Origin of the sequence: Bacillus massiliigorillae (assembly GCF_000380245.2) — a bacterium.
Lineage (GTDB): Bacteria > Bacillota > Bacilli > Bacillales > DSM-1321 > Bacillus_AD > Bacillus_AD massiliigorillae.
The window spans coordinates 470,612-482,927 of the sequence record NZ_HG428742.1; the positions used below are offsets into that span (position 1 = coordinate 470,612).

Sequence of the window (12,316 nt, forward strand, 5' to 3'; positions counted from 1 at the left end):
TCAACAATCTTTTTTGATTGATGTTTATGTTCCTTGATCTACTCCCGCATAGCAGGTGTAAGGTTGGGCACAGAAAAGCAGCATTAAAACTACAAAGATGGAAGGGTGGAAATAGTGGAGATTCTAACTGGACAACGATTAAATAAAGCAGCCAAACTATTTCGAGCTGCTGTCATCTTATTTTCATTACTACTAATTGCCATATTAACACTTTACTTTTGCGTCTTAATCTATGCAAAAATTCTTGGGGCACCACCGTTAGCTGTACCTCAGTCATCCCTTTTCTACAGTGAAGATGGAACCTTATTCGCAGAATCACATACAGGACAAAAGAGATACTGGACTAAGTTAGAGGATATCTCACCAGATATGGTAGCAGCTGTACTAGCAGTAGAAGATCGAGGATTTTATCAACATAACGGTTTTGATTACAAACGAATTGCTGGAGCAGTTTTTGCCGATGTGAAAGCAATGTCAAAAGTGCAAGGTGCTAGTACAATTACGCAACAATATTCTCGAAATCTTTTTTTAAATCATGAAAAAACATGGTTTCGGAAGTTAAATGAAGCACTTTACACTGTGCGTATCGAAATGAACTATTCTAAAAATGAAATTTTAGAAGGCTATTTAAATACCATCTACTTTGGACATGGCGCATATGGTGTCCAAGCTGCTAGTCAGTATTATTTCGGTAAGAATGCGAAGGATTTAACAGTAGCTGAAGCAGCTATGCTAGCTGGCATTCCAAAAGGTCCTTCACATTATTCACCTTTCCTTTCTTTTGAAAATGCAAAGAAAAGACAAGGAATTGTATTAGCTTCGATGGCAAGCGAAAAATACATTAAAAAAAAGCAAATACAAGCATTACAAAATGAACCAATCACGTTAAATGGGCATCTTGAAGAAACAAAGCAACTTGCACCGTACTTCTTTGATGCTGTTCAACAAGTCTTAAAATCTCAGCTCCATCTCGATGAAAAGACCATTGCACTCGGTGGACTTAAAGTATATACAACATTAGACTTACATGAACAACAAATTGGTGAAGAAGCATTCAAGTCTCGTTTCTCTGAAGATAGTGATATACAAGGAGCTCTTGTAGCCATGAATCCAAAGAATGGTGAAGTGAAAGCACTGATAGGAGGACGCAACTATGAAGAGAGTGCTTTTAATCGTGCTACTCAAGCGGTTCGCCAGCCTGGGTCCACAATCAAACCATTATTGTATTATTCAGCCTTAGAGCATGGGTTTACACCAACAACTATGTTAAAGAGTGAAGCCACTACCTTTACTTTTGATGACGGGAAAGCTTCATATACTCCACATAATTTCAACTCGCAATATGCGAATAAAGAAATTTCATTAGCTCAAGCTATAGCATTATCAGATAACATATACGCTATTAAAACCCATCTATTCCTCGGTGAAAAACAGCTGCAAAATACAGCTAAGAAATTTGGAATTCAAAGTAATGTTGAAGCTGTACCTGCTTCAGCTCTTGGAACTTCTGGCGTAAAAGTAATTGAGATGGTAAATGCGTATAGTCGAATAGCAAGTGGTGGAAAAGAAATACAGCCTGTATTTATTAAAAAAGTAGAAAACCATAAAGGCGAAGTTATCTATCAAGCTCCAACATTCACAAAAGAGGTATTAGATCGTGATCAAGCATTCGTTTTAACGGGCATGTTAACAGGTGTCTTTAATCAAAAACTGAACGGATATGCTTCTGTAACAGGTTCAACCATCGTTCCTCGACTAACAAGGCAATATGCTGGAAAATCTGGCTCTACTCAAACGGATAGTTGGATGATTGGCTATACTCCAGACCTGGTTGCAGGTGTCTGGACAGGTTATGACCAGTCAAAGCTTATGGAACGAACGGCTGATAAACAATATGCGAAAAATATTTGGGCTGATTTTATGGAAAATAGTTTATCGAAATCAACCTTCAAGAAATTCAAACCAAGCGGAAATAATGTGATTGGGGTAAAAATCAATCCTGAAAGCGGCAAAATCGCCACGAAGGATTGCCCTGTCTCTGTACTCACGTATTTCGTCAGAGGAACGGAGCCAACCGAACAATGTACGTTACATTTAAGTTCTGAAGAAAAAGAACCTAAACAACAAGAAAGAAAAAAACCATGGTATAAAAAAATTATTCCATTTTGGTGATTGAAGAAGTAAAATCGGACAATAAGAAAAGCGCAAGCGCCCGTTTTGCGACGTATAGATTGGAGCGCTTCGACCGAGATAAAGGAAAAACCGAAATGTGGAGAACGCCCGTTTATCGGTGACAAGCATAAGGCAAGCTGGCTAGAAGGTCGCTTTTAACCTTCTGGACTGATTGACTTATGACCTCGAACCGATGGCGTTCGGAACTAGACAACACGAAAAGGCACATTCTTCAAATAAGAACGTGCCTTTTTTATATCCAACTAAAAAGAACTTGTTATTAAAGAATTCCTTCTTCTTTCTTAGAATATGTCTTCTCACCTGGTGCGACATACATATTGAATCGATCCAACATTGAGCTTGGATTTTCATCCAATACGAGCATCGCACGAAACTTTTCTTGCAAAAATTGTTCATCTACCATATGTGCAAAAACAGCCATAAGTGGTTCATAGAATTGATTTGTATTATAAAGTCCACATGGTTTTTGATGAAGACCGATTTGAGCCCACGTAACTACTTCAAAAAACTCTTCTAAAGTACCTGCGCCACCTGGTAAGGCGATAAAACCATCTGCCAATTCTGCCATTTTTGCTTTTCTTTCATGCATAGTATCTACGATAATTAAATCCGTTAAAGCAGGATGAGCAAGTTCCTTATCTTTTAACATCTTAGGCATAACGCCAATTACTTCTCCGCCTGCTTCTAAGACGGAATCCGCCACAGCACCCATCAAACCAACACATGCCCCACCGTATACTAGCTTAATTCCTCGTTTCGCCAATTCCTTTCCGAGTGCAATTGCGCCTTCACGATATGCCTTATTTGATCCATTACTAGAGCCACAAAACACAGCTACAGCTTTCAACTATAACCACCCCTTTTCCCCTTTTAACTCTATATAAAGATACTAATTTAGTAAGTCCTGCTACGTTTATTATAAAACAAAATAGTTCCTAATCGTTGAAAAAGGCTACCCTTATAAAAATCATGATGATTTTCAAAAGGTAGCCTTTTTTCGTGTCCTAGTTTTACAGCGTTGTACGCTTATGTTAAGTTTACTCATTGTCCACACAAACGACAAGTATAAAAAATCTTTTTCAGAAATTGTCGTATTTTGGACTTATTTACATTTATTATCAATTAAGTTGTTGCTTTAATTCATCACTAGAACGATCCCACATGCTGTGATCATGCTTTTGTAAAAATTCCTTCAATACCGCTTTAGAAATGTCATCCATATGACTAGTTATAATTTTTCGTTTCATTGCTTTATCAAGATTATTCACATGTTCAGGCAATGATTTATATCCACGACGAATACTACGGTCTATAGTCATTTCACAAGCAGTTACTCCAGCATAGTAAGCTCCTTCTTCATTTCTTTCAATCGCTACCCAAATAATCCAATAAGGCTTCCCATTTGGAACTTCCTCTTTATTCTTCAAGAATTTGATACCCTTCTCAGTTGCACTTCTTGCATGCATAGCACCTACATCGATAAATGCATCCTTTTCTTGTACATCTATAATAATTGGAGAGATGTTTTCAAGGCTTAATGAGCCAGCACCAAAGCCTTTATGCCCATCTGTTGGGTTATTTTTAATAATGTTAAATTGCATTTTTTTGTTTTGATTATCCATCGTAGACTCCCTTCTGCTTCATTACATAAATAGTGTATAGAAAAAGTTTTGTAATCCATTTGAGATGGCTGGAATCACCGTATTAAAGATCGGTTGAATGGTGTATCGATCTAATGGAGTTAATATTAAAATTAAAAAGATTAGTATGCCATACTGCTCGTACTGTGTCATTTTCGCACGTACTCTTGGAGATACCAAATCCTCAATAATTCGATATCCATCTAAAGGTGGGACTGGTAAGAGGTTAAACACAAATAGAAGAATGTTTAAACCAATTAATTGATTCATGAATTGATAGACGTACGTATTCGGTTCCACACCAGCAGCTAGTAATCCATACCAAATTGCAAACCCAATAATTGCAATCAGTAAATTACTAATTGGTCCTGCTATTGAAACAAGGACACCTGCTAATCGCGGGTTTTTAAAGTTGTTTCGGTTGACCGGAACTGGTCGTGCCCAACCAAAGCCAGCTATCAGAATCAATATCGTTCCAAATGGATCAATATGCTCCTTTGGATTTAAGGTCAATCGTCCTTGGTCTTTTGCAGTTGTATCGCCAAACTTATACGCAACGTACGCGTGCGCAAATTCATGCACTGTAAAAGCAATCAATAGCGAAATAACGACGTAAGGCAATTCTTGTAAAGAAAATGCTAAAAAACTATTCAAAAAATCCATCTTTCACACTCCACACTTATGGTACTACTAAGTATAGCGTATTATGATGGAAATGTTTAATATACAAAACAGAGATTTTCTATCAATTCGCATGTTCGCTCCTTGATTTTCCCAACATCTTATGAAAAACTACTATCAGTACATATGAAAGGAGATGTCCTATAATGCCATACGTAACTGTAAAAATGCTTGAAGGTCGCACTGAAGAGCAAAAGAAAGCTTTAGTTGAAAAAGTAACAGATGCTGTTTCTGAAACATCTGGTGCTCCTAAAGAGAAAATCGTTGTTTTTATCGAAGAAATGCAAAAAAACCACTACGCTGTAGCTGGTAAGCGTTTAAGTGATGAGTAGATAAGAAAAGCGTAAGCGCCCGTTTAGAGACGTATAAACTGGAGCTCTCATCCTTTAGATAAAGGAAACACGAAGAGCCGATAGGCGATTCGATGTTGACTTATCGTAGGGAAGAGTGCAAAGTTTACTAGTCTCTGGGCGCTAAAGCCAGACAATAAGAAAAACCGTCACCGGTCCTTTTTGCTGGATGCATGTGTAGGTGAAAGGTTAGATACAGTAAAAACAATGTACTTTCTATCACTCAATAAAGAGGTTGTCCAATTAGTCCTATTTGCTACATTTATTTATATGTATGAGAATGAAATTCGCTGATTTTTTAAGGAGTCATTTGAGTTTCATCTTGACCAAAAGCGCTAAAAATCAGTTTTTTAGTCTACTAAGCAAAAATAAGATTTAAATGAACACTACTTCGAATAGCACAAAAAGCGTAAAAGGGCGTTCGAAAAGTGATTGAAAATCACTTTTCGAACAGCCCCTTCTTCATATATTATAAGTGCATTATTGCAGCTGAGCCTTCTTCATCAATTGATTGATATAATTATATGCTTCATCAATTTCTTCTAGCGTATACTTCTGTTTACTTTTTAGTGTATGAATTTTTTCAATGACTTCTTCTTTCTCCAATTCATCGAAATATAGTACTGTTGATACCAATTCTAAAAAACGTGCATTCTGGTTATTCATATCTTGTAGGCATTCTTCAACTAAAGGCATGTCCACTTTATATAGTTCTAAAAAGTCTGCTCCAGCCTTAGAGGTAGAATAACAATACTGATGATAGCCACCTTTTTTCTCTTTCACTTCATTTAAATATCCCATATCACAAAGCTCTTCAATACGTAATGTCAGTTCTTCTGAATAAGGACCATAAAAATGAAATTGAAATTTCTCTTGAAAAGGAAACGAAATCTTCTTCGCTATATAAATCATCTTTTGTAATTTCTTTCTCCCGGCTATTTCACCGACAGATGAGATGGCATTAATAATGTTAGCATGGTCTTTGAACACAACATTACCCCTCCTTCTAGAGCAACCAATCCTGTTCCTAAAAATTTCACAGACAAAAACAAACCTCATTAAGAAACAGGAGTTGCCAGTTTCTTAATGAAGAATCGTCGCTCTTAATTCATGTACATTCTATCTATGTTAGTTTATCCCTAATAGCTTACGAATTTGTCTTTTAATATTTCTTTTTGACTTCTCATCTCTCAAGAAATCCTCTGGAAAATATAATTTATGATCTGTTCTTCTCTTCCCTGTAATCGCATCAACAATTTCAGACTCGCGAGATAGCTCTTTTATATCACCATTATTTTTTAATAAATAAATAGGTAAACGTTCTTCCTCTTCTCCCGGACGGTAGAAATCATATGGTAAATCCGATGAATGATCTACTACTAAATAATACGTCGGATCAATTCCCGCTTTTTTAAACAAAGTGGTCAATTCCATCAACATATTCATACCCGTTTGCGAAGGATGAAACTCTACATATTTAAATAATCTACGATTTACAAAACGGCTACATAAATCTTTCAAAATAGCATCTTCTTCTTCCTGCCATAATTGAAAATAATACATCATAATATTCTCATCCATTTTGATATAATCTTCCGTTGATACATTCCCCTCAAAAAGAGAGATAAAATGCAGTGGTTCTAGCTTGAAAGAATAGCCTTTCCCGTACAGCTCTTTAGCACGATGTAGTATTTTCGTTAAAATAACTTCCGCACTTCGCGTTACAGGATGAAAATAGACTTGCCAATACATTTGGTAACGACTCATTATATAATCCTCTACCGCATGCATACCACTACTTTTAATAACCACTTGATCCACACGCGGTCTCATGACACGTAATAATCGTTCCATATCAAAATGGCCATAACTTACTCCAGTGAAATAAGCATCTCTTTGCAAGTAATCCATACGATCCGCATCAATTTGGCTTGATATTAAGCTAACAACAAGTTTGTCTTGATAGGTTTTTTCAATTACTTCTGCTACTTTCTTTGGAAAATCAGTAGCTACACGTTTGAGAATACCATTAACTTCTGTATCCCCTAAAATAATTTCCCTTGTAAAATGTTCATGATCTAAATCAAATACCTTCTCAAATGAATGTGAGAACGGTCCATGTCCTAGATCATGGAGCAAAGCTGCACATAATGATAATAGCCGTTCTTCATCATGCCAATCTTTACGTCCCTTAAATACATCATCAATAATTCGACGAACAATTTCATATACACCAAGCGAATGATTAAATCGGCTATGTTCAGCCCCATGGAAAGTTAAAAAGGTTGTTCCTAGCTGTCGTATTCGTCTCAGTCGTTGAAATTCACGCGTTCCAATTAAATCCCATATCACTCGATCTCTCACATGGATATAGCGATGTACAGGGTCTTTAAATACTTTTTCTTCGCTCAATTTCTCTTTAGAATATTCCATAGAAAAAACCCCATTTATTTAATCTTAACTGCTTTATTTCAGTGTACCATTATTAAGATAAGAATTTATCCTTTAAAGATATTGTAACTAATTATTTGATTTATATATAACAAATACCAAATTGAATAAACACTTATACTTTCCAACATAATAAGGAAAAACAAATAAGGTTACCCATTTCGCACATTCTGCATCTAAAAGGTAACCTTGCCATACTTATATGTTTAAACAAGCATTGCTTATTCATTGACTTATTTTATTTTTGCACGTACTTTCTCAATCAATTCATCTTCTGTTGGAGCTGCAACTGGGCGACTGTTTACAAAAGTAAAAGATTTCTTTCTTCCAGGACCACAATATGAATGACATTTAATCTCAATTGTTGCATCTGGATCCAATTCTTTTAGTTTTGGCACGAGTGTTTTAATATTTGTCGCTTGGCATTCGTCGCATATTTTAAATTCGTTAGCCATCCGTGGTAACCATCCCTTCTACGTAACAAATCTAATGGGTATTTTACTCTTTCTCGCATCGAAAGTCAAAATGTAACTGCTTTTGTATGGTTCCCATTACCTATCTGCTATATGCATTTCCTTTTAAAAGTCCAATGCTCATTTCCCTCATCATCTAGCCCCAATCATCACGAAATCAATCAAAAACTTCCACTTTTCTCATAAACTACTACCTTTTTATTTTATGTGTATAAAAAAATGTGAACTTGTACAGAATAATTATTAATTCATTCCCTATTTTTAGGAAAAAAACAAAGTTATCTAGAAAGGAAGTTAGCAATGAAAGTAAGACAAGATGCTTGGACAGAGGAAGATGATTTGCTTTTAGCAGAAACAGTGCTTCGACATGTTCGTGAAGGTAGCACGCAATTAAATGCCTTTGAAGAAGTTGGTGACAAATTAAATCGTACTTCTGCTGCTTGTGGTTTCAGATGGAATGCTGTTGTACGCCATAACTACGAAAAAGCACTTCAATTAGCAAAGAAACAACGTAAACAACGTAATCGCCTACTCGGAAAAGAACAAGGTGGTAAAAAGAAACTATTATACACACCACCAACACCATCTATTGTAGATGTTGGATTAAACGTAGAATTGATACCGGAGCCGCTAGAATTACAAACAAATGACTATCAAGAAGAAATATCAGAACCAATTGTATTACCAAACTATGAAGTAGTGCAGCCAACGAATACTACAAATATCTCATCTATTGATGATGTTATTTCATTTTTACAATCTATGAATACACAAAGCTTGCATAGCGAAGTATTAAAGGCAGAAAACGAAAGATTAAAAGCAGAGCTTCGTGATGCAAAGAATGAAATATTCCGAATGAAGCAGCACAATGAAGAGCTACAAGGTAAAATTGATAATCTTGCAGAAAACAGTGAAACCATTCAAGAGGATTATGAAACAATGATGAAAATCATGAATCGCGCACGTAAGCTTGTTTTACTGGAGGAAGAAGTTCCTCATACTACTAAATTCAAAATGGATCGCAATGGGAATTTAGAAAAAGTAGCTGAATAATAGTAGAAAATGGATATCGCCTAGGTTTAACTAGCAATATCTCCTACTTTACTATTCATATAACGAAGAAAGAGATATCTCACAATGAGATATCTCTTTCTTATTAATTAAAGCTCAACAACAACTTGATCTTTAACTGTATATTCTGTTTCGCCACATGTGAATGTGATTTCTTCATTATTATTCGTTACTTTCTTCACTGTTAATGTGTTCTTCGTAACCGTTACTTCTAAGCGATCACCTTGCCAGAAGATAGGGAACGTTAATGAAGTCCATTTTTCTGGTAATGCAGGTACGATGCGAAGTTTACCGTTCAGCATTCTCACTCCGCCAAATCCATTAACAACACATTGCCAAATACCACCTAATGAAGCAGCGTGGATACCATGATCACTTGTCTTCATGTTTGGTCCTAAGTCAATTGCACAAGCTTTGTTGAATAAGTTATAAGCCATTTCTTTATCGCCCATATCAGAGGCTAATACACAGTGTGTAGATAAGCTTAGAGATGAATCATGAAGTGTTTTTGGCTCATAGTATTCCCAGTTTGCTTTCTTAACATCTTGGCTGAATAAGTCTTCAAGTAGGTAGAACAGAACCATGATATCTGCTTGCTTCGATACTTGAATTTCATTTACTTGTGTTAAGTTGTAATCTTTGAACATTGAACCAACGTTTTCTTGGTTTTTGTACTTTGTTAAGTCGATGATTTCTTTAGATAGGTACGTATCATCTTGTCCGATTACTAAATCTTCTTGACGTGGCTGTGGTAGGTAGATTTTATCTACTTTCTCAACCCATTTTTCATAAGTTGCATCAAGATCTAACTTCTCATTTAGACGAGCAAAAATTTCTGGCTTGTCTGCCTTTAACATGTTGTAATAAGCCATTGCGTTCTTGATTGTCCAGTGAGCTGTGTAGTTCGTGAATGCATTGTTGTTTACGTGCTCTTTATATTCATCTGGTCCGATAACGTTGTTGATGTGGAATTCTTGTTTTTCTTCGTTCCACTCTAAACGAGATTGCCAGAATTTCGCTGTATCAAGAAGTAATTCATAGCCGTACTTCTCCATGAAATCTTCGTCACCAGTGATTTGGTAATATTGCCATGTAGCAAATGCGATATCAGACGTGATATGTTGCTCAATGAAACCAGACCAAATCTTCGTTGCTTCACCAGTGATGATGTCAGCAGCCCCCCATACAGGTGTTACTTCACCATCTTCAAGCCATGCAGATTCCCAAGGGAACATTGCACCTTCATAGCCATTTTCTTTCGCTTTCTTGTGTGCACCTGGAAGTGTTAAATAACGATATTCTAGTAGACTACGAGCTACTTTTGGATGGCTGTAAATGAAGTATGGAAGAACGAATAATTCAGTATCCCAGAATGTATGTCCTTTATATCCTTCACCAGATAATCCTTTTGCCCCAACATTCATACGGTTGTCGTGAGCTGGAGTGAATACTGTTAAGTGGTATTGAGCAAAACGAATTGCTAATTGATCGAAGTCTTCAGCCGTTTCAATTGTGATTGGGCAAACACTCCAAACTTTTTCTTCCCAAGCTTTTGCATGAGCAGTAAATAATGTGTTGTAGCCTGCTTTTAATACACCTTCTAAATGTTCTTTAGCGAATGTTTTTAAACCTTTTAATCCTTCTACTTCAACGTCTTTGTCACGGCTAGTGAATACATTTGTTAATTTTTCAATAACAAGTGTTTCACCTTTAGCGACAGTTATGTTGTTATATGCATAATAGATTTGACGACGCTCCATTAAGATTAAGCCATCCACTTCAACAGCTTCATTGTTCTTTTCAAACTGATGAGCTGTATTGAAAACAAAATCAATATTGCTTTCAGTTGTTGTTTGGATTAATTGCATGATTTTCTTATCAAATAAGCGTTTTTCGCCTTCTTTGAAGTGTTGCACACCACTGTTTGATACTTGTGCGTTAATACCAGAAGTGATTGAAATCTCTGCGTCTTGATCAACTGGTGTAATTTCTACACGTTGTGCAATAACGTGCTTATCATCTAAAGAAATGAAACGACGGAATGTTAATTCATATGTGCGGTTTTCGTTTGAAGTCCAAACTACTTTTCTTGTTAATTCTGCTTCTTTAATGTTTAATACACGCTCATAAGATACGATAGTACCTTGCTCTAAATTGAAAGCTTGTCCATCAAGAGTGAAATCCATCCAAAGAACATCAGCCGCATTTGGAAGTTCAGTTACTTCATTGTCAGCAAACTTATTGAATGTACCCGCAACGAATAAGTTACGAGTTTCCCCCATGTTTTTCTCTTCAGCAGCTGCACGCTGACCCATATATCCATTACCTAAGCAAAAAATTGCTTCAGCTTTACCTACTAATTTAGGATTATATGCAGATTCAGTTACAATCCAGTTTTTAAGGGCATCTGTGCCACGGTTGTATTGCATAATTGAATTAGACATTATAAAATCGTCCTTCCTGACAAAGAATAATTAAAGTTAGTTTGAATAAATATGTTTTTAAATCTTTTTGGAAATGAGAAAAGTAAAGCGCTTTCTAAACTTAACCTCATTCTATCCGAAACGTTTCGGGTAGACAAGCTATTTTTTATAATTTTTTTCAAAACATCTTGTGATATAATCACTTTGGTTATTCAAAAACGTTTTGGAAATTTCAGAAATAAGGTGATTACATGAATCTAATAGACCAGTTTGTAGCAAGTATTGGTTTCTCAGCCAAGAAGGTCGCTTCCTGGCGTAAACAAAGTATGTGGAAATCCTTTTTCTACGTGCTACTACTCGTATTAATCTCTAACGTCTTAATTGCGGGATATGCTCTTTATAAAGGTTCTCAAAACACTTTATATGATCAAGTGAAACAAATAGAAGAGTTTTCAATAACGAAAGAAGGTCTGCAAAAACAAGGTGGACCTCAAGTAATTAGCCTACCTCAATTAGAAATGATGATTGTTATAGGTAGTGATCAAACTTCACAATTACCGATGCATGGTATGAAGAATATCGTCGCATTAGGAGAAAAAGAATGGAGTTACGGAAGAGTCGGATTCCCCGGAGCAAAATTCAGCTACGAGAACTTCCCTTTACTATCAGGTCAAAAAGATGGTGTATTCGATTTAAAAGATAGCATTGCTCTAGCAAAAGATGTATCGCCACAAATTAACTTATTCGCTCCACTCTATCAATATACAAATGTGATGATTGACCTCATCGTTCATCTCGCAATCATCAGTATGCTGGCATTAGCCGGTTATGGATTTAAAAAGTTCGTCAAAATATCATATAAAGAAGCATGGACCATTACAGCATACGGAATTAGCGCACCTATTTTCGTGAAAACCGTATTCGACTTACTCGGATTCGAAATTAGCTTCTTCTTCTTACTATACTGGTCAGTCGTTGGTTTCTTTGCCTTACGAACAATTCGTGCTATTAAAGAGGATTAAATGTAAAAGAGG

The 12,316-nt window shown here is 36.1% G+C and carries 11 protein-coding genes; 4 read left to right on the top strand and 7 right to left on the bottom strand.

Annotated elements, in window-relative coordinates:
• The first annotated feature begins 114 nt into the window (after positions 1 to 114).
• Positions 115 to 2,172: a transglycosylase domain-containing protein gene (locus tag TX86_RS18290; RefSeq protein WP_042351100.1), complete on the top strand. Its 2,058-nt coding sequence runs from the start codon at positions 115 to 117 to the stop codon at positions 2,170 to 2,172.
• A gap of 280 nt (positions 2,173 to 2,452) precedes the next feature.
• On the opposite strand, the gene TX86_RS18295 is transcribed toward TX86_RS18290, so the two are convergent.
• The 3 genes from TX86_RS18295 to TX86_RS18305 all read right to left on the bottom strand — a co-directional run bounded on the left by TX86_RS18295 (position 2,453) and on the right by TX86_RS18305 (position 4,487).
• Positions 2,453 to 3,040, bottom strand: a complete 588-nt coding sequence (locus TX86_RS18295) for an LOG family protein (protein ID WP_042351101.1) — start codon at positions 3,038 to 3,040, stop codon at positions 2,453 to 2,455.
• A 271-nt stretch (positions 3,041 to 3,311) separates the two neighbouring features.
• Positions 3,312 to 3,815: a YwhD family protein gene (locus TX86_RS18300; RefSeq protein WP_042351103.1), complete on the bottom strand. Its 504-nt coding sequence runs from the start codon at positions 3,813 to 3,815 to the stop codon at positions 3,312 to 3,314.
• A 21-nt stretch (positions 3,816 to 3,836) separates the two neighbouring features.
• Positions 3,837 to 4,487 (bottom strand): site-2 protease family protein, encoded by a 651-nt coding sequence (locus tag TX86_RS18305; protein ID WP_154663166.1) that lies wholly within the window; start codon positions 4,485 to 4,487, stop codon positions 3,837 to 3,839.
• Between the two features lie 173 nt (positions 4,488 to 4,660).
• Between TX86_RS18305 and thmT the strand changes: the two genes are divergently transcribed.
• Positions 4,661 to 4,846 (top strand): 2-hydroxymuconate tautomerase, encoded by a 186-nt coding sequence (gene thmT, locus TX86_RS18310; RefSeq protein ID WP_042351106.1) that lies wholly within the window; start codon positions 4,661 to 4,663, stop codon positions 4,844 to 4,846.
• 498 nt (positions 4,847 to 5,344) lie between these two features.
• Here thmT and TX86_RS18315 read toward each other — a convergent pair whose 3' ends face one another.
• The 3 genes from TX86_RS18315 to TX86_RS18325 form a co-directional block, all read right to left on the bottom strand.
• Positions 5,345 to 5,854, bottom strand: a complete 510-nt coding sequence (locus TX86_RS18315; protein WP_042351108.1) for a YwgA family protein — start codon at positions 5,852 to 5,854, stop codon at positions 5,345 to 5,347.
• 138 nt (positions 5,855 to 5,992) lie between these two features.
• The gene (locus TX86_RS18320; RefSeq protein ID WP_042351109.1) at positions 5,993 to 7,297 is read right to left on the bottom strand and encodes an HD domain-containing protein; all 1,305 of its coding nucleotides are present in this window, start codon (positions 7,295 to 7,297) and stop codon (positions 5,993 to 5,995) included.
• Between the two features lie 251 nt (positions 7,298 to 7,548).
• Positions 7,549 to 7,770, bottom strand: coding sequence for a YuzB family protein (locus TX86_RS18325; RefSeq protein ID WP_042351110.1), 222 nt, complete (start codon positions 7,768 to 7,770; stop codon positions 7,549 to 7,551).
• A gap of 318 nt (positions 7,771 to 8,088) precedes the next feature.
• Between TX86_RS18325 and TX86_RS18330 the strand changes: the two genes are divergently transcribed.
• Positions 8,089 to 8,841 carry an RsfA family transcriptional regulator gene (locus TX86_RS18330; RefSeq protein ID WP_042351112.1) on the top strand — a complete coding sequence of 251 codons (753 nt, stop codon included), beginning with the start codon at positions 8,089 to 8,091 and terminating at the stop codon, positions 8,839 to 8,841.
• Positions 8,842 to 8,948: 107 nt separating this feature from the next.
• Here TX86_RS18330 and TX86_RS18335 read toward each other — a convergent pair whose 3' ends face one another.
• Entirely contained in the window at positions 8,949 to 11,303 is a 2,355-nt protein-coding gene (locus TX86_RS18335; protein ID WP_081707747.1) for a glycoside hydrolase family 65 protein, read from the bottom strand.
• Positions 11,304 to 11,533: 230 nt separating this feature from the next.
• On the opposite strand from TX86_RS18335, the gene TX86_RS18340 reads away from it, so the two are divergent.
• Positions 11,534 to 12,304: a DUF1189 family protein gene (locus tag TX86_RS18340; RefSeq protein WP_042351113.1), complete on the top strand. Its 771-nt coding sequence runs from the start codon at positions 11,534 to 11,536 to the stop codon at positions 12,302 to 12,304.
• The last annotated feature ends 12 nt before the right edge of the window (positions 12,305 to 12,316 follow it).

Coding starts and splice junctions, on each gene's coding strand:
- TX86_RS18300 (WP_042351103.1), bottom strand. CDS start 3,815: ATGGATAATCAAAACAAAAAAATGCAATTTAACATTATTAAAAATAAC.
- thmT (WP_042351106.1), top strand. CDS start 4,661: ATGCCATACGTAACTGTAAAAATGCTTGAAGGTCGCACTGAAGAGCAA.
- TX86_RS18320 (WP_042351109.1), bottom strand. CDS start 7,297: ATGGAATATTCTAAAGAGAAATTGAGCGAAGAAAAAGTATTTAAAGAC.
- TX86_RS18325 (WP_042351110.1), bottom strand. CDS start 7,770: ATGGCTAACGAATTTAAAATATGCGACGAATGCCAAGCGACAAATATT.
- TX86_RS18330 (WP_042351112.1), top strand. CDS start 8,089: ATGAAAGTAAGACAAGATGCTTGGACAGAGGAAGATGATTTGCTTTTA.
- TX86_RS18335 (WP_081707747.1), bottom strand. CDS start 11,303: ATGTCTAATTCAATTATGCAATACAACCGTGGCACAGATGCCCTTAAA.
- TX86_RS18340 (WP_042351113.1), top strand. CDS start 11,534: ATGAATCTAATAGACCAGTTTGTAGCAAGTATTGGTTTCTCAGCCAAG.